15 protein-coding genes and 2 pseudogenes are annotated in these 17,182 nt (G+C 55.9%); 10 read left to right on the forward strand and 7 right to left on the reverse strand.

The genetic code is table 11. From position 1 onward, the window contains the following. Positions 1-297: hypothetical protein (locus tag AC1Q6I_RS27670; protein ID WP_492618410.1), on the forward strand; the 297-nt coding region annotated here is incomplete at its 5' end. A 324-nt stretch (positions 298-621) separates the two neighbouring features. Here the strand turns inward: AC1Q6I_RS27670 and AC1Q6I_RS27675 are convergent. Continuing rightward, the gene (locus AC1Q6I_RS27675; RefSeq protein ID WP_173903819.1) at positions 622-1,146 is read right to left on the reverse strand and encodes a hypothetical protein; all 525 of its coding nucleotides are present in this window, start codon (positions 1,144-1,146) and stop codon (positions 622-624) included. 546 nt (positions 1,147-1,692) lie between these two features. Here AC1Q6I_RS27675 and AC1Q6I_RS27680 point away from each other — a divergent pair. From AC1Q6I_RS27680 to AC1Q6I_RS27720, 9 genes and pseudogenes are all read left to right on the forward strand, one after another. Next, entirely contained in the window at positions 1,693-2,421 is a 729-nt protein-coding gene (locus AC1Q6I_RS27680; protein WP_256581265.1) for an HNH endonuclease, read from the forward strand. Positions 2,422-2,833: 412 nt separating this feature from the next. After that, the gene (locus AC1Q6I_RS27685) at positions 2,834-3,058 is read left to right on the forward strand and encodes a hypothetical protein (protein ID WP_102624491.1); all 225 of its coding nucleotides are present in this window, start codon (positions 2,834-2,836) and stop codon (positions 3,056-3,058) included. Positions 3,059-3,791: 733 nt separating this feature from the next. Further along, the gene (locus AC1Q6I_RS27690) at positions 3,792-3,992 is read left to right on the forward strand and encodes a hypothetical protein (protein ID WP_102624492.1); all 201 of its coding nucleotides are present in this window, start codon (positions 3,792-3,794) and stop codon (positions 3,990-3,992) included. 328 nt (positions 3,993-4,320) lie between these two features. Then, positions 4,321-5,475 (forward strand): Fic family protein, encoded by a 1,155-nt coding sequence (locus tag AC1Q6I_RS27695; RefSeq protein ID WP_102624493.1) that lies wholly within the window; start codon positions 4,321-4,323, stop codon positions 5,473-5,475. Positions 5,476-6,002: 527 nt separating this feature from the next. Continuing rightward, on the forward strand, positions 6,003-6,869 hold the full coding sequence (locus AC1Q6I_RS27700; protein WP_102624494.1) for an SDH family Clp fold serine proteinase: 867 nt from the start codon (positions 6,003-6,005) through the stop codon (positions 6,867-6,869). Between the two features lie 17 nt (positions 6,870-6,886). Continuing rightward, positions 6,887-7,081 (forward strand): hypothetical protein, encoded by a 195-nt coding sequence (locus tag AC1Q6I_RS27705; protein ID WP_102624495.1) that lies wholly within the window; start codon positions 6,887-6,889, stop codon positions 7,079-7,081. Positions 7,082-7,526: 445 nt separating this feature from the next. Further along, positions 7,527-7,792: pseudogene (locus tag AC1Q6I_RS27710) on the forward strand (Arm DNA-binding domain-containing protein); the annotation flags it as partial. A gap of 745 nt (positions 7,793-8,537) precedes the next feature. Continuing rightward, positions 8,538-9,581 (forward strand): methyl-accepting chemotaxis protein, encoded by a 1,044-nt coding sequence (locus AC1Q6I_RS27715; protein ID WP_069075225.1) that lies wholly within the window; start codon positions 8,538-8,540, stop codon positions 9,579-9,581. 68 nt (positions 9,582-9,649) lie between these two features. Continuing rightward, positions 9,650-10,346 (forward strand): annotated as a pseudogene (locus AC1Q6I_RS27720) (PDC sensor domain-containing protein); the annotation flags it as partial. Between the two features lie 284 nt (positions 10,347-10,630). Here AC1Q6I_RS27720 and AC1Q6I_RS27725 read toward each other — a convergent pair. The 6 genes from AC1Q6I_RS27725 to AC1Q6I_RS27750 all read right to left on the reverse strand — a co-directional run bounded on the left by AC1Q6I_RS27725 (position 10,631) and on the right by AC1Q6I_RS27750 (position 17,174). Beyond that, complete coding sequence (locus tag AC1Q6I_RS27725) at positions 10,631-11,983, reverse strand: OprD family porin (protein WP_024073253.1); 1,353 nt, start codon at positions 11,981-11,983, stop codon at positions 10,631-10,633. A gap of 262 nt (positions 11,984-12,245) precedes the next feature. Further along, positions 12,246-13,013 (reverse strand): ABC transporter ATP-binding protein, encoded by a 768-nt coding sequence (locus AC1Q6I_RS27730; protein WP_024073252.1) that lies wholly within the window; start codon positions 13,011-13,013, stop codon positions 12,246-12,248. A gap of 6 nt (positions 13,014-13,019) precedes the next feature. Continuing rightward, positions 13,020-14,351, reverse strand: coding sequence for an ABC transporter substrate-binding protein (locus AC1Q6I_RS27735; RefSeq protein ID WP_024073251.1), 1,332 nt, complete (start codon positions 14,349-14,351; stop codon positions 13,020-13,022). Positions 14,352-14,400: 49 nt separating this feature from the next. Next, positions 14,401-15,468, reverse strand: a complete 1,068-nt coding sequence (locus tag AC1Q6I_RS27740; protein ID WP_024073250.1) for a branched-chain amino acid ABC transporter permease — start codon at positions 15,466-15,468, stop codon at positions 14,401-14,403. A gap of 21 nt (positions 15,469-15,489) precedes the next feature. Then, positions 15,490-16,371 (reverse strand): branched-chain amino acid ABC transporter permease, encoded by an 882-nt coding sequence (locus AC1Q6I_RS27745; RefSeq protein WP_102624497.1) that lies wholly within the window; start codon positions 16,369-16,371, stop codon positions 15,490-15,492. 2 nt (positions 16,372-16,373) lie between these two features. Next, complete coding sequence (locus AC1Q6I_RS27750) at positions 16,374-17,174, reverse strand: ABC transporter ATP-binding protein (RefSeq protein ID WP_102624498.1); 801 nt, start codon at positions 17,172-17,174, stop codon at positions 16,374-16,376. Positions 17,175-17,182: the final 8 nt, after the last annotated feature.

The raw sequence follows: 17,182 nt of genomic DNA on the forward strand, positions 1-17,182 counted from the left end.
CTGCTTCATCGGGAAACTCGGTGGGTGGGGTCGCGGTATTTTGCCAAATCAGAAAGTTTTTTTCAGAGTTTCCCTAGAATTGCGAAAGAAGAGCCCAAGGCTCAATGGATGAGATCACTACGGGACCGAGCGGCGCAGTTGGCTTCGATGGCTCATGATCAAAAATTATTTACTTCAGAGATTGCCTCCGTAGTAGATCGAACACGAAGCCTACTCAAGCTTCCGATTACCCAGCCATTCGTGCCGTTGAACAACGAGACCTCCCTCACCGAGTCGCCCGACGCCCGCCAACCTTGATAATTGTTAACAGGCTAGGGGTTGGGCAACCGCTCACGGGACTAACTTTTGCTAACAGTCCGCGAGCGCTCTCATCGACTCCAGGCCGATCCGATGTCAACATTTCTCAACATCACGCCAGGCCCCGCACTCGATCCAATGTCAGGTTTTGTAAGGTTCCGATGCGCGCTCGATGACAAGTAGCTTCGGCAGGCCAGTGGCAGGACCTGACCCAAAAAAAAGGTTAAGTTTTGTTAAGTCGCCGGCGCTGACCAGATCGGGCGTATCCACACCAGACAAATGGCAAAAATCATCTTTCTCTTTCGGGCATACGGTAGACGACCGTTAAATAAAGTCCCGCCGTACCTTGCGCAGCACTTCAGACACCTCACGAATTACGTAACCGCAACCCTGTACGAACGCATCGTCCACTTCGATAAGTGTCGCCACCTCAGAAACGTCACCCTCAAAGAAAAACGCCTCATCCGGGAGTTTCATCCGGAATGGTAGGGACTGAGCCTTGGCAACAAGCGCGTCATAGCTGCGACCTCTTCCGTGTTTAAGCACATTGATGGCTGCCACTAGGTCCTGAAAACGCTCCTTCAGTTCGGCTTCGCCTTGCTGGCCCAACATGGCTTCCACTTCGCGGAATCCATCCCTGCAATTGAGACAGCCTTGTAAAGTGGCTTCGAAGATCGAGAACATCCCAACCGCAAAGATCATTTTCTGCAGCTGTATCATCTGGAGAGCTTTCACTAGGGGGGTAGCCGCACTCGTGTGTAGAGCCTCAACCGTTCTTTCATTTGCGCCCCGCAACGCCTCAAGGGTAAACGCTGCGCAATGTTCAGCAAGCTCATCAAAACTATGCATAGGTCTTCTCATGTATGAGTTGGCAGGCCGGTCTGACTGAGAGACGACTTATCCGGATGCCGTTGGTAACTCCTTTAACCCAAGCAGCTTCTCTCAAATAGCACTGGACCTGCGTGAAGGTCCAGCCGTCATGTAGTCGCTCAGCGCCAGCATGGCCCCTAGATTGCACAGCAATCTTCGCAAATTGCGCACAGGAAGTACGCAGCTCAGTACGCACGGTTGGTACGCATTTTGGGTGCGCACCGGCAGTAGGTTCGCACTGAGGTTCGCAACAGCCAACGCGTGAACCATGCCGCCCGCCAGTTATCAAGAGTTATGGTTCCAGGCGCTGGTTTCCACTGTGGTTTACAGCGTTTTGCAGTGGTTTCCACTGGCAACCGGAAGAATCGCCTACCCACACACGACCGTACTTAGGAACTGCCGCATTTGGCGCGCGCTGAGTTAAATCGTTAGCGACTCATCTCCAGACCTGAGGGTTCGGATATGATCGTGGCTAGACTTTTTCTGAGCAGAAACGATATGCCAAGGACGAAGGTAACAGAGGATATGTATCAGGCGGCGTGTCGCCTGGGGGCCGATGTTTGGAATCTCAAAACCACGGATGCTAAGGCTCGTAGGGAGCTACAAGATGACTTCGGTTTCAAAACAAAGACCGCTAATGCCTACCTTCGCGCATATGATGGTCTGCGCAGCGGCAGAACCCTCAAGCTGACACCTCAAGTAGAGGCGCTCCGGTACATGATTTTGCATTTGACTACTAACATAGGCGCTTCAGCCCTGCTCCCCGCGTTGCAGTCGTTGAGTGGACACATTGAGTATCTCGACTCTTTTGAATCTACCAAGCTGGCCGAAAACTCCTCACTACGTCTTCTATACGAGGAGCTACTGCCAGGGTTATCACCCATGGTTAAGCTCTCCGATGAAGACGATCTATTTTCGCAGCAGGTAGCTCAGTCAATTGCAGACACTGCTGCTAAACGAGCCCATCGTCTTGAGCGAGCCAACCCTGTTCCTAAAGCAAGACATCTCATAGTAAAAACATTTCGCCGTAATCCTGATGTCGTGGCTGAGGTTCAGCTTCGGGCGAACGGAACCTGTGAGGGGTGTCGCTCACCCGCCCCATTTGAGCGGCCGGATGGAAGCCTCTACCTGGAGGTTCATCACATCAAACGCTTAGCTGATGGCGGACACGATACCGTAGCTAACGCCATAGCCTTGTGCCCGAACTGTCACCGGGAACGGCACCACGGCCGCCAGCCAGATCCGGCACTATAGTTCTCTCCACTTTGACCACACTTTGACGAAATGCGAGGCAGCCATCAGACCAGACCCACGCAGGGTGGGCGTCTGAGGCTTATCGCGTGACCAGCACGTCAAACAAGCGCACCGTGGCCACTGATACCCCTGACAGACCCCAGACGGATACGGCACTTTCGGCCCGCCTACTCTTACCTGGCCTTTACCGAATCGCTGGCGAATGTGAGACAGGCATGAGACGGATTCGGCGAGCGTGGCCGCCTGAGAACCCGCAGTGGCCCCTGTCGGCGGGGCTCACGCATTAGAATGCGGGGAAATCCCGTATTACATCACCAGGCTACTTTGCCGCCGGCAGACGCAAACCACGTACAGGTGATTCCAGGCATTCACGGCGCCGGTGCTACGCTCTCTCGAAACACGGAGAGCCACCATGACGGACACCAAATTGATCGCCAGCCTGTTCGACGGCCTCACTCAAAACCAACTTGCCCTGGGCGCCGCGGTTGAGGAGCTTTCTAACTGCGTCGAGCAGCGCGGATCGGCGGACATTGCCAACAACGTGCGCGGCGCGCTGGAAACGCTCGATGAGAACCTGGTGTTCATTCGCCAGGGCATTGCTGAGCTGGCCGTCGCCGGCAGTCTGGGCCAGTCGTGACGCTGGTTAGGATTCTGGACAGGCTCTGGACGGCTGGAGAAGCCGCAGTTCTTCCGGCCCGGCCCGCAGGCCAAAGCAGATCGGGATGCGGCCCGATAGCTACCTCGTCCAGAAACAGGGGCGAGCCGCGACATTCACTGACGGGAAATCCTTGACCAGCCTTGACGGAACCTTGACGAGACTTTAGACAGGTCTTGACGGATTTATCTGACGTCACCAGCAGCTGGATCGTTCAAAGCCAAGCAGGGCAAGGCTTTGCGGGCATTCTCGCAGCTTGGCCAGCACCATCCTCGTCAAGAATTTATGAGGTGGCCGTCAAGGCTGCTGTGTATGAATATCAAGGCCCACGCTGGCGGGATGGGGTGGTGAAATACCGGGTCAGACAAATGCTCAGCGCGTCAAGCAATACTAGACAGACCCTAGACGGATTTTTCCAGAGAGACCGCGGCCGAACGCCTCGCAGCCCAAGCAACAAAACGCTTACAGCTTTAAAAGTAGCTTGATGGCGCTTGATGCTCGTCAAGTATTTACCCGGGTTTCCAGCGACCTGACAGCAGGTCGGAGCAGGTGGTAAACGAGTCGTTCACCCTGGAGCGGAAACTGGTCAGCGCACCAGCCTAGCCAACACACGGTTTCAAGGTAGTTGCTCACGCTCGCTGGTAACATCTGCAGGTCATCTGCTGGCCCCAATTCGTTCAGGCGCCAGCATCAACCGCGCACCGAGGATAGAGCCGTGTCCGTTATTGACTGTGATTATCTACCAGCCGACAAGGTGGTGTTTCCGCCGGAGCTGGCGCTGCTGATCGTCAGGAAGGCCAGCGCAATGGCGGCAGCATTCGAGGAGCAAGCGCTCGACCAGCTCACCAAGGACGCCCGGCGCGCCCTATCGCGAGGAACTGAGCCAAGACGAGTCATCAGGGAAATGCGCTTGTAGGCGGAAAATGGAACTGTCGTGGCCTCGGTAGTTTTTCAAGTACCTACCATACCGGAATGGGAGGTCAGCCATTGCTGCCTGACTTGAAGGCTGACGCCGATCACGACGCTCAGAGGCGTCATCATCCCGACGTGCTGAAAGCGTGTCCTAGCCGTAGAAACCCCGCTAACTACCGAGGTTTCTCACTTAATCATTACTCATTTTTGAGTTAGCTTAAGGCTGAATTCCAGATAATGTTTAGCGTATGCTAAGCGCATACCGTTAATTACGGTGGTCTCCCTGGTTTTTTTCAAGATAATTTTTCGGCCGGTTTGAGATAATTTTCTATATGCCTACGTTTACCCACCACGACCTTGAGCTTCTCAATCCCTCCTTCGACTCGGACCTAGTCGATGTACTGAGCGAGCTGGAGCATCTGCGTCGTCTAAGGCTTGAAGGCGATACGCCGCCGCAGGTGTTCTACCAACTCAAGTCGCTTTTCCATGCGCTGGAAAGCCTAGGCTCTGCGCGGATAGAAGGCAACCACACTACTTTGGCGGACTACATAGATAGCAAGGTAGGAGGTAAGGCCCAGGACACTGATCAATTGCGCGAGGTTGCCAATATTGAAAAGGCAATGGATTACATTGAGCAGATCATGACGCCAGGCGCTGCGCTTACCGAGCAGACGATTCGAGAGCTACACGCGATGACCGTAGACGATCTGGTTCGTGAAGGCGACAAGACGCCAGGAGCCTATCGCAGCGGGGGTGTCAGAATATCCCAGTCTGATCACCTACCACCCAACTTCATCCAGGTTCAGGCTTATATGCAGGAACTTGTCGAATTCGTGAATCACGAAGACTCCCCGAAATATGACCTCATGAAGGTCGCACTCGCTCACCATAGATTTGGATGGATACATCCATTCGGCAATGGCAATGGTCGCGTGGTCAGGCTGCTGACCTACGCACTCCTGATGAAATATGGTTTCAACGTCAGCACAGGGGGCCGCGTCCTAAATCCTACGGCCGTATTCTGTAATGATCGTGAGCGCTATTACGCAATGCTGGCCACCGCCGACAGAGGAACAAAGGAAGGGCTAGAGGAGTGGTGTACATATGTGCTGGAAGGCATTCGTACTGAGCTGGAGAAAGTCGATCGCCTCACGGACTACGCATATCTGACCAAATGCATACTCGTCCCTGCCGTGGCCTTCGCACGGGAGCGAGAATGGATCACTGAGACGGAAGAGGCAGTGCTATCGGCCGCAATAAAATTGAAGGTCGTAAAATCTGCTGATGTAGCAGCCGTACTCCCTCAGCAGACGAGCAATCAACGGACTTACCTGATCAAAAAACTGGTAGACCAAGGGATGCTTTTACCGCTAAGCGCAGGCGCGAGGCAGTACACAATCGGATTTTCTAACAATTATCTAATTCGAGGTGTGATCAAGTCACTCAGGGAGCAAGGGTTCATACCTGAGCCGCTGGAAAAACCATAAGCATCGATATAAAGAAACTGTGAGCGGAAATAGCCCCTCCCTATGCCACTTGAGGCTGACGCAACTTGATGACCACTACCCTGATCCGGGGTGGTGCTGGCGCGGGGGAATGGCAAGAACGCCTCGGTGTGGTGGAAGTGCCAAACTACTGCCGCACCATCTCCGCAAAATATGGAGATGCCTCCTGAATAGCGATAGGCCAGATAAACGATCCCTTTCGTTCTTTCAAGCAGCTTGTCCAAGACCTCGACGGCAAGGTCAGCACCAACCGACACGCCACCAACGCGCACATTGACCTGGCCATTGGGATTCGGCCTGGGCGTCTCTCGGAATGGGTTCATTCTCAGCCTATGGCTGGAAAAGAGGCCAGCGTACGCCAGCCCAATCCTTGCGCTCGCATCTTGAAGAAAAGGTAGCAAAACCCTCTTGGGCTGCAGACCGACGGTGGCGTGTTGACATTACGCATTGATTGGCGCAAAAGTTCAGCTATAACAAACACACACGCATGCGCATCAGGGAGAGATAATGTGCCAAGCCTCGACATCCATGTTCTTGGTGTCCTAAGCCACTACCGAAATATTATTTCCACGCACTTTAACTGCCCGGTTTTGTCATATACCGGTCCTATTCACCCTGCGGTTCAGGGGGCTTACGTTGCTGCGGTTGAAGAGGTCGTACGTCAGGTACAGCCAACGCACGCCGCAGGAAGGATATGCATTGTGCTTGCGACACCAGGTGGTGTCGTGGAAGCAGTTGAGAAAATGGTTGAAGTAACACGACACCATTTCTCAGAGGTGTTTTTTGTCGTCCCCACCGCAGCTATGTCAGCCGGCACCATTTTCTGCATGTCTGGCGACAAAATTTTCATGGACTACACCTCATCTCTAGGACCTATTGACCCTCAGGTTCCTCTATCAGACGGTCATCTCGTTCCTGCCCTCGGCTACATTGATAAGGTCAACGAATTGATCGACAAATCAGCGCAGGGCAAGCTCACTGACGCTGAATTTATGATGCTGCAGCGCCTTGATTTGGCAACGCTACGTAGATATGAGCAAGCCAGAGACCTATCGGTGAGCCTACTCAAGCAATGGCTCGTCAAATACAAATTCAAGGACTGGGCGCAGCATTCCTCAACAAACCCTGGCCAGGCGGTAACCGATGAGGAAAAGGAGCAGCGCGCAGAGCAGATCGCTAAAGACCTGAGTGACAACAATCGCTGGCATTCTCACGGTCGCATGATTGGAATCAACACGCTGACCAGCGGTCTCAAATTGAAGATTGAGGACTATACGCAAGAAGCTGAGCTCAGGCAGAATCTGCGCGTCTATTCTGAGCTGCTCGCTGAACATGCTGAACGTCAGCAGTCATCGTTCATGCTTCACTACAATTAACCCAACGAGGAACGATAATGACTCTCGATAAGCGCACTGCGCAGGCTCTCTCAAAAGAAGCTGATCGCCGTTCCGGGCAAGACGTACAGCGATTGAATGAAATTAATGACAGATTCGAAAGACTGGTCAAAGCGGGTGCGGTTCAGCCTGAGCGATACAACATTGCTCCCATCAATCCAAGCTCGATGCTGAACGCCTACACGGTAGCCTGATTGGACAAGCAACGCTAAGAGCCCCGTCAAACGGGGCTTTTTTTTGGGCTGAAAAGTAATACCGGTGAATAGCGCTTATTGTGCACATCACTGAAATATGATGTGCCACATCCCACCACTCGTCTGATTCTCAAGTCGAAGCCTGCGGAGTTTTCAGACACCTCTGCAGCTAGGTGAATTACGGAAGAACCGCGCCAGCAACTGGCACCATGTATCCCAGCATGTATCCCTAACAAAAACAAAAACTAAAATTTCAATAAAATACAAGCATTTACAGATTCAGTTCAAATGTCTGTGTATCTACAGCAGTCTATGAATCACCTCAAGAAGCCCGCCTAGTGCGGGCTTTCTTGTTTCTGGCTGTTCACCTCTATCCCCCTATCATCCCCCTCCGCCTATGCCCACGTGTATGTTTCACAAATAATTGAACTGAAGACATACAAGGATGAAACGCACCGATATCAGGCGACGCGCCCTCTCGCTGGCACGACACTTTCCAGCCTGGAGCCTGAGGCCGGGGCATACCGCGAACTAGACAGGCCAGGGCTGTATTTCAGGGTCAAGCCAAACGGCCAAAAGTCCTGGGAGTTACGCTACAAGAAGCCGGACGGCAAATGGTCATGGCTTGGTCTTGGCGGCTACCCGGAAGTGGGCGGCGCTTTCGCTCGGCAGAAAGCGGCTGATCTACGCGCAGACGCATCCCAATCAAGGGCCGGTGGTGCGCAGCGATTCATCCTTACTGGTCGCGCTTCACTATGAGAACCGTCCCGATCTCGTAAAAAATCGCGCCGAGAACAAGCGAAATTCCATAATTCGCCAGCACATTTGGCAAAGGATCACCTCGGTAGAGTTTCCAAAGGTGAAACGCTGCCATACCAATTGCGTAACCCCTCATATACTGCCAAAAACTAAGCTTCATCGTCTTTTCCCTTAGCTGATGATATTCCTGATGATCCGTGCAAGACCAAGTGGATTTCACGGGTAGCAACCCAACTGACAACCAGAACCAGAGCTATCTATCCGATCTGAACGATGCTCATGTGATTGCTCCACCCGAAGCAACTCCCTGCACTGCACTGAGTTTTCTGAATGAAACCGTCTAGGTTCGGCGCTTGATGCGCACAGGGTCAACCCTATGCGGCACGGCTGCCCTGCCCTCCTAGGACTGACCACGTCAAGAATGCCGTATTCAAACTGCTGAGTCTCTAGGCTCTTGCCAGCGCTCAGGGGTGCCCCATTCCTTACGACCCAAGCCAAGAGGGATCCGGGGCTTGAATATTTGGATTTATTTTTTTCGGATTCACCTAATGGCCCAATGAAATCAGCCGATCTTGTTGTGAGAGGGGTCCCAACCTTCATTCGATTAGAGGGCAGCTATAGCCCAGTTTTGTATTTTCTTCGTTCATTGATAAGCAACCCACTGCCGCCATCAATAACTGGTAGAAGCAGAAAGAAAATGATCGAACCCGAACGGATCGTCTCCCTTTCCCGGGAAGTGGAGTCTCTGGCGAATCGTGGTGTCAGTGATATACAGGCAATCACTCGCCAAACTCGGTTGCTGGCAATCAATGCACTCATTGAAGCCGCGCATGCAGGCAAGGCCGGGATGGGGTTCTCGGTTGTGGCCGAAGAAGTCAAAAATATCTCCGAACGTATCTCGAAAATTGCCAGCGGGCTGACCGAAGACTTGCAGGTTTCGGTCAATGAACTGACAGCGCTCGGTCGCGGTATGTGCTTTGACGTACGGGGTCAGCGATTGGCTGATCTGTCGCTTAACATGATCGAGATCATCGATCGAAACCTTTACGAGCGCACATGCGACGTGCGCTGGTGGGCAACTGATGCATCGTTGGTAGACGCGCTGACCAATCGCTCACCAGAAAGCTGCGTCTATGCCAGCGAACGCCTTGGCATCATTCTCGACAGTTACACCGTGTACTTAGATATCTGGGTCGCTGACAGCAGTGGACGAATCATAGCGTCGGGCCGACCGGGGACCTTTGGCAGAGTCATCGGAGCCAATGTCGCGAACGAGCCTTGGTTTAAAAGAGCAATGCTTCACTCTTCAGGTGATCAGTATTTCGCTGGCCAAGTAACTGCCGAGCCGCTTCTGAACGGCTCACAAACCTGCGCATTCAGTGCTGCTGTGCGCAGCAAGGCCGGTAAACAGACGCCTGTGATTGGCGTTATCGGGATTTTTTTCGACTGGAAAAATCAAGCCGATTCCGTTCTAAAAGGAGTTCGCTTGAGCGAAGAAGAACGCCCGCGAAGTCGATTGATGATAATCGACGACAACCACAGGATAATTGCTAGCTCAGATACACAGAATCATCTGGGCGAAAGCGTCGAGTTAAAGACTAAAGCCACCCAATCGAGCGGATACAGCGTCCTGAGTAAAAACCTCATTCAGGGCTACTCGATAACGCCAGGCTTTGAAACATATCCGGGTATGGGGTGGCTAGGCGTAATCGAACAGCATTTGCCCTCGATTGACGCGTAACCCAAAGCGCTTGAGCGTTACCAACGCGCTGGACGAGCACTGCTAGCTCGCTTAGCAGATCTCTAAGCCTGGAAAACTATTTGACTGAAATGGGTGACTCTACCTCCACCAATATTCGCAACCTGCTGGAGGGGCGGATTAATTTGGTGAGGAATCTGGCGCAGAACATTGCCAGGGAGCCTGCCAATGCCGAGACGCTGATGGATGAGAGCGTCGTGACCTCAAGTTTTCTCACCTACTACCTAGGCAAGGTCGACGGCAGTTTCAGTATTCGTCCGAACACCAAGATGCCCGATGGTTATGACCCGCGCTCCCGCCCTTGGTACAAGGACGGTATGAACGCCAGCGGCGCCATACTGACTGAGCCCTATATTGATCTGGCCACCAACAAGATGGTCATTAGTGTCATCAGTAAGGTTTCCAGCAGCATCCGGCGATCTGGCGCTGGATGGCCTGATGGAACTCATCAACTCGTTGAACTTTGGCGGCATGGGGTATGCGTTCCTGGTCAACGAGCAGGGCAAGATACTGGTCCATCCGGACAAAGCGCTGGTCATGAAGTCGCTTTCGGATTTGTACCGTACACACACACCGAAACTTTCCGGCGAGCTGACCGAGGTCCAGTTCAACGGGCAAGCCCGCTTGCTGACCTTCGCACCAATCAAAGGGCTACCTTCCGCCAACGGGTACATCGGCCTCTCTATCGATAAAGACAAGGCTTACGCGACGCTGAGCCAATGCCGATATTCGGCGGTGATTGCCACCAAAGATGCTCGAGGAGCGACAAGTCGGCGCGCGGGATTCGGTCAGCACCATGGGCGACAGCCAGCGCCATAGCCAAGACAGCATGGAAATCGCCAACCTGGTCGGCGAGCGCTTGAACAGCAGGCGGCACGGCTGAAGCATCTGGTGTGCAGTTTCCGCATCTGACCTATTCCAAGCACCGATCCATAGACGTTCACAGCCGCCTATGAATCCCCAAGAAGCCCGCCTCGTGCGGGCTTTCTTGTTTCTGCCATTCCACTCTGTGGCAGGAATGGATGGCGCGGTTACAGCATGCGCAAATCCAACGGGTATTCGACGATGACCCGCAGCTCGTCAACGTTGGAGTCGTAATTACCGAAATCGCCTCCCACACGGTGCGTGGCTTGAAGTACCTGAAGCTTCAAGTCCTTTGCCGGGCCGCTCTGAACGACGTAGCTCGCCCAGAAATCGCGCTCCCAGTGCTTGCCGTCACTGACGCTATTGAACGCCGTGTAGCCGCCCGTTGCCCGTGTGCCATCAATGTTGTCACCGCGCAGGTAGCGGCCCGTGAGGCTAAGCCCCGGTAGACCCAACCCGGCGAAGTCATAGGTATAGCTGGCCTGCCAGGAGCGTTCGTTGGGGTTGTTGAAGTCCGACCATTGGGAGGCGTTGTCGAGTTCCAGGTCGTAGGTGTTCCACACGTAGTCGAACGGCGAGTCACCGCGCACTTGCTCGTATGCCAGCAGAAAACGGTTGAATCCGACATTCAGCCCCAGGTGAGTACTCCAGCTATCGTTATCGATTTTCCCGAGCAAGGCCTCGCCACTGTCACGGGTGCGGTAGTAATTGAGCCCCGTATCCCACGTGATGGTGGGGGTGAGCCTTTGCTTGAAGTCGACCCGGGCAAAGGACTGGTTCCAGACGTTATCCAGGCGGCTGGTGTGCAGCTTGAAACTCCAGTTGTCGTTGAAACGATAATCCGCGCCGATGTACTGGACATTATCCGCCCCGGTCAAGCGACCACCGTAGACCGTGCCCAGGTCGCCGCTATGGTTGACGCCGCTGCGATCGCTGGACGCCGTCAGTTTGCCGCCCTCAATTTTCAAGCCGGCGATGGAGGTGTTGTCGAAGATCAGACCCGTCAGGGTTTGCGGCAACAGGCGGATATCACCGGCATGGAGTACCGGGCTGGTTGGGGATACATCGCCGTATTTGACCACCGTATCGAACGCTCGCACCTTCACGGCGCCGCCGGCCTTGCCCCACTCATCCTTGGGCTCGCCGTTATTGTCGCCTTTACGCGGAATCAACCCCGGCCCGCCGACACCGTTGCCCACCACGCCATCACCGCCGTCGAGCTTGACCCCGAACTGCCCGTAAGCATCGACCCCAAAACCCACGGGGCCCTGGGTAAAGCCGGATTCAAAGCGCCCGATCACCGCATGCGCCCATTCCGCCCGGCGACTCTGGGGCGCGCCCGTGTGAGGGTTGGTTGCACTGCTGCCATTTCGGAAGTCCTGACTGAAATAGAAATCCCGGTTGAGAATGTTCAAATGGCTATCTTCAATAAATCCATTTTCATTTTTATCACTGTCGGCCCATGAATAACCGGGCGTGGTAACGGCAAAAAACGCAGACAAAGCGGCCACTTTACGCATGATGTTCTCTTCAAATTATTAAGGCGGTAGGGATGCAAAAAATGCTGATCCTTTCGCAACAATCCGAAAATCATGCCAATCCAATAACAGCATATATTTCAATTAGTTAGACCAACTTAAAGACTATTTTTCGGGCGTATTAATCCGCACTTTGTGAACTCGGTGTTGCACTGCAAACACTTGGCACACGTTAAACTTGTCTGGCGCACAAACAAAAAAAGGAAAGGCTTATGGCCTTTCCTTTTTCAACACGCAACACCGCCTAAGCCTGCGCAGCGCCCAGGTAATAGTTCTGCATTTGCTTACGTGTCGCCAGTTCGGCTGCCGAACCTTCATCCACTACCCAACCGTTCTCCAGCACAAACGCGTAATGCGCGTAATCCAGGGCGATGTTGATGTTCTGCTCGGCCACCAGCAGGCTCAACCCCTCATCGCGATTGAGCCGGGCAAGGATCTCGAAGATTTCTTCGACCACCTGGGGCGCCAGGCCCATGGACGGTTCGTCCAACAACAACAGGCACGGCTCGGACATCAGCGCGCGACCGATGGCGACCATTTGCTGCTCGCCACCGGAGGTCAGGCCCGCCAGGCGTTTGCGCAGCAGGCGTAACCTGGGGAAGTAGCCGTAGATGCGCTCCAGACGCTGGTTCAATACCTTGCGCGACGGTCGCCCGGAAAAGCCGCCGATCAGCAGGTTCTGCTCGACCGTCAGGTGGGTGAAGCAATGTCGCCCTTCAAGCACCTGGGCCAACCCCGACAGCACCAGGTTGGCGGGGTCGCTATCGGTGACCACTTGCCCTTGGTAAACCACCCGGCCCTCGGTCACTTCGCCGCGCTCTGCGCGCACCAGGCTGGAGATGGCCTTGAGGGTGGTGCTTTTGCCCGCACCATTCGCCCCGAGCAACGCCACCATCTGCCCCTTGCCGACCTTTAGCGTTACGCCGCGCAAGGCGAGGATCGACTGTTCGTAGAAAACAACGACCTGCTCGACGCTCAGCAAGGGCGGGGTGGCGTATAGGCTCTGGCTCATCGGACCTTATTGCTCCTGGCTGCAATTGCGCGGGGTGATGCCTTTTTCCTTGGCGTACTGGGCGGCGGAAGCCTCGATGATCGGCCGCAACAACGCACGGTCGGCCTGGACCCAGTCGCTGATCAGGTTCCAACGCTGGCCGTCCCATTGCTGAAAGCGCACCGCACCGCCGCCTTCATGATCGGCGCACGACAACTTCAACGGCTGCACCAGGCCCTTGGCGCCCAATGCCTGCAAGCGCGCATCGTCGAGGTTCAGGTGTTCGAAGCCCCAACGCACCTGCTCGCCGGTCAATGGCTTGGCGCCGTATTTTGCCTGTGCAAGGCGCACGGCTTCGACGTTGAGAATGCCGTTCACCACACCGAGGTTGTAGTACACCGTACCGAAGCGCTTCGGATCGGCCAGGTTGCCCTTGCCGGCGTCCACCACGCTTTGCTTGATGCCCTGCAGCACCGGGAAATCTGTGCCGGAAGGGTGGGTAGTGATGGAAATGAAGCCTTTGGCGGCCGCGCCTGCCGGCACCACGTCCTCTTCCGAGTTGCTCCAGATGTTGCCGATGATGTGATCCACCGGGTAACCGACCTTTTGCGCGGACTTCAGCGCCACCGGATTCATCACCCCCCAACCGCGCAGGATCACCCAGTCCGGCTTGAGGCGACGGATATTGAGCCACTGCGATTGCTGCTCGTTGCCGGGGTGCGGCACTTCCAGCAGGGTCAGTTCGAAACCGGCGTTTTTCGCCAGGGTTTCCAGGACGCCATTGGTTTCCTTGCCATACGGCGAGCCGTGGTAAAGCACGGCGATCTTCTTGCCTTTGAGTTTGTCGGCCCCGCCTTCGCGCGTGCCGATGTAGTTGATGATTGCCGAGACTTCCGAATACGGGTTGAGCTGCAGCGGGAACACGTAAGGGAACACGCTACCGTCGGTGGAGTCGGTGCGACCGTGGTTGATGGTGATCAGTGGCAATTTGTCGGCGGTCGAACGTTCCAGCGTCGCGTAGGCAATGCCCACCGACAACGGGTTGGTCGCGGCGGCCGGCGCACCATTAAGGCCACCCTTGAGGCGCTCGTAGCATTCCACGCCCTTCTCCACCACATACTCCGTTTCGCACTCGCTCCAGGTCAGCTTGACGCCGTTCACCCCACCCTTTGCGTTGATGTATTGCAGGTAGTCGATAAAGCCGCCGAAGAAGCCGGTGCCACCGGCGGCGTAGGGTCCGACCCGATAGCTCTGCAAGGGGAAGTACTGTTCGTTGTCGGCGTGAGCGCCGGCACTGAGCCCGGCGGTGATCAAGGCCAAGCCTAATAGCAGGCGACGCAGCGGTGTGCGGTGAGTCATGAAGGCAATTCCTCGTGAACGAAGGATGGGGGGTCAGGGATGAGAACAATCAGTAACGCAACGGCCAGATCCGGGCCCGTTGGCGAAAGCGTTGCCACAGTCGGGCCAGGCCCTCGGGTTCCTTGATCAGGAAAGCGATGATCAACGCGCCAAAGAGCATTTTCTGGATGTTTTCCAACTGACCGGAATCGATCAGCCCGCCGGGCAACAGCCCGAAGAGGTTGGCCAGCAGAATCGGGAACAACACGATGAAAGCGGCGCCCAGGACATTGCCGAGCACACTGCCCAGGCCGCCGATAATGATGATGAAGAGCACTTGAAATGAGCGGCTGAGATCGAAGCCGTGGGGCTCCACCGTGCCCAGGTAGGCAAACGCCCACAGCGAACCCGCAACCCCGAGGTAAAAGCCACTGATGGCAAACGCCAGCAGCTTGGCCTTGAACAGGCGGATGCCGATCACGGCGGCGGCGGTGTCCATGTCGCGCACAGCCATCCAGTTGCGGCCCAACTCGCTGCGCACCAGGTTTTTGCCCAGCCAGAACAGCACCACGACCACCGCCAGGGTCAACAGATAACGCCCACGGGGCGAACTGAAATCCAGCCCCGCGATGAGCAGCGGTGGCGAGGTGATGACCCCGGAGGCGTTGTCGTTGGTAAACCAACTGAACCGGGTCAGTACCCACTCCACCACGAACTGCGCGGCCAGGGTCGCCACCAGCAGGTAAAAGCCCTTGATCCGCAGGCTCGGCAAACCGAAGACCACAGCCACCAGCGCAGCGATCACCCCACCCAGCGCGAAACTCACCAGCAGCGGCAAACCCGGCACGCGCAATTGCAGGTTGTAGGCGGCGAACGCACCCACCGCCATGAACGCCGCCGATCCGAGGGACAGCTGCCCGGCATAACCGGTCAACAGGTTCAACCCCAGGCCCGCCAGGGACAACACCAGCAGCGGCAGCAGAATCGCGCTGAACCAATAGTCATTGCCCAGCCAGGGCACCGCAATGAAGGCAAACCCCAAGAGCAGCCACAGGCCCACGCGGTCCTGGCGCAAGCGGAACGTGCGCCGTTCCATCGCATAAGAGGTGCTCAGTTGACCGGCTTCTCGATAAAGCATGAAGGCATTCCTTGAAAAAAATCAGACCCGTTCGATCGCCCGCTCGCCGAACAACCCGGCAGGCCGCACCAACAGAAACAGCAAGGCGAGGACGTAAGGCACCCAGTTTTCGATGCCGCTGCCGATGACCGGGCCGAGGTAAATCTCCGCGACTTTTTCCGCCGCACCGATGATCAGCCCGCCGACAATCGCCCCGCCGATGGAGGAAAAACCGCCGATGATCAACACCGGCAAGGCCTTGAGCACCACCAATGACAAGGAAAACTGCACCCCCAGACGAGCGCCCCAGAGCAACCCGGCCACCAGCCCGACAAAACCTGCCACCGCCCACACCAGCGCCCAGATGCGTGGCAGGCGGATGCCCACGGCCAGGGACGCCAACGGATCATCGGCAACCGCGCGCAGCGACAAACCGACTCGGGTCCGGTTGAACAGCAGCGACAAGGCGATCACCAAAGTGGCCGCCGTTCCGGCAGCAAACAGGTCGAATTGCGAGAGCAACATGCCGCGGATTTCCAGCGGCTCATCGGCGATGCCCAATTCCAGACCGTGGACTTGAGCCCCCCATAGAAACTGCGCAAAACCTTCGATCATGTAGGACAGCCCGAGCGTGGCCATGAACAGGATGATCGGTGCTCGATTGACCAGGGGCCGCAGCACCATTTTTTCGATCAGCAACGCCAGCACCACCATGCTCGCCAGCGTGATGACAAACGCCCACGCGAACGGGAAGCCGCGTTCGAGCAGGCTGACAAAGGTCAGCGCGGCGAACAGCACCATCGACCCCTGGGCGAAATTGAACACGCCGGAAGCCTTGTAGATCAGGACAAAACCAATTGCCACCAGGGAGTACATGACGCCCGCCAGCAGCCCGCCAATCAGCACCTCGAAGAAAAATTGCATGTTCAGTGGCTCTCCGCACGGGAACGCCGCGTGCCCAGGTAAGCGGCAATCACATCGGGATTGGCACGCACTTGCTCGGGCGTGCCATCACCGATCTTGCGGCCGTAATCGAGCACGACCACGTGGTCGCACAAGCCCATGACCACCCCGATGTCGTGTTCGATCAGCACCACGGTGGTGCCGAACTCGCGGTTGATGTCGCGGATGAATTGGCTCATCTCGTCCTTCTCTTCAGCGTTCATGCCGGCCATGGGTTCATCCAGCAGCAGCAACCTCGGCTCAGCGGCCAGGGCGCGGGCCAGTTCGACACGTTTCTGCAAGCCGTAAGGCAGCTTGCCCACCAGCACATGGCGCCAGGGGTGGATGCGCAGGAACTCGATGATTTTTTCCGCGCGACGGCGCTGCTCGTCGTCCTCGCGAGGCGCACGGCCCAGGCGCAGCACCTGCTCGATCCAACTGCTGCGGAGCTTGAGGTTGCGGCCGGTCAGCACGTTGTCGAGCACGCTCATGCCCTTGAACAGCGCGATGTTTTGAAAGGTCCGCGCAATACCGCGCTCGGCGGCCTGGTGCGGGCGCATACGCCGCCGGGCCTGTCCGGCATAGGTGACAATGCCGCTCTGGGCCTGGTAGACGCCGTTGATCACATTGAGCAGCGAACTTTTGCCCGCGCCGTTGGGGCCGATCAATGCACAGATTTCCCCGGCCTTCACGGCGAAACTGATGGAGGTAATGGCCTTGACCCCCTTGAACGACAGGGAGATGTCATCGAGCCGCAGTAATTCGGATTCAGTGGTTGCGCTCATGGGGCTCG

The organism is Pseudomonas sp. MPR-R2A5, from assembly GCF_058793055.1.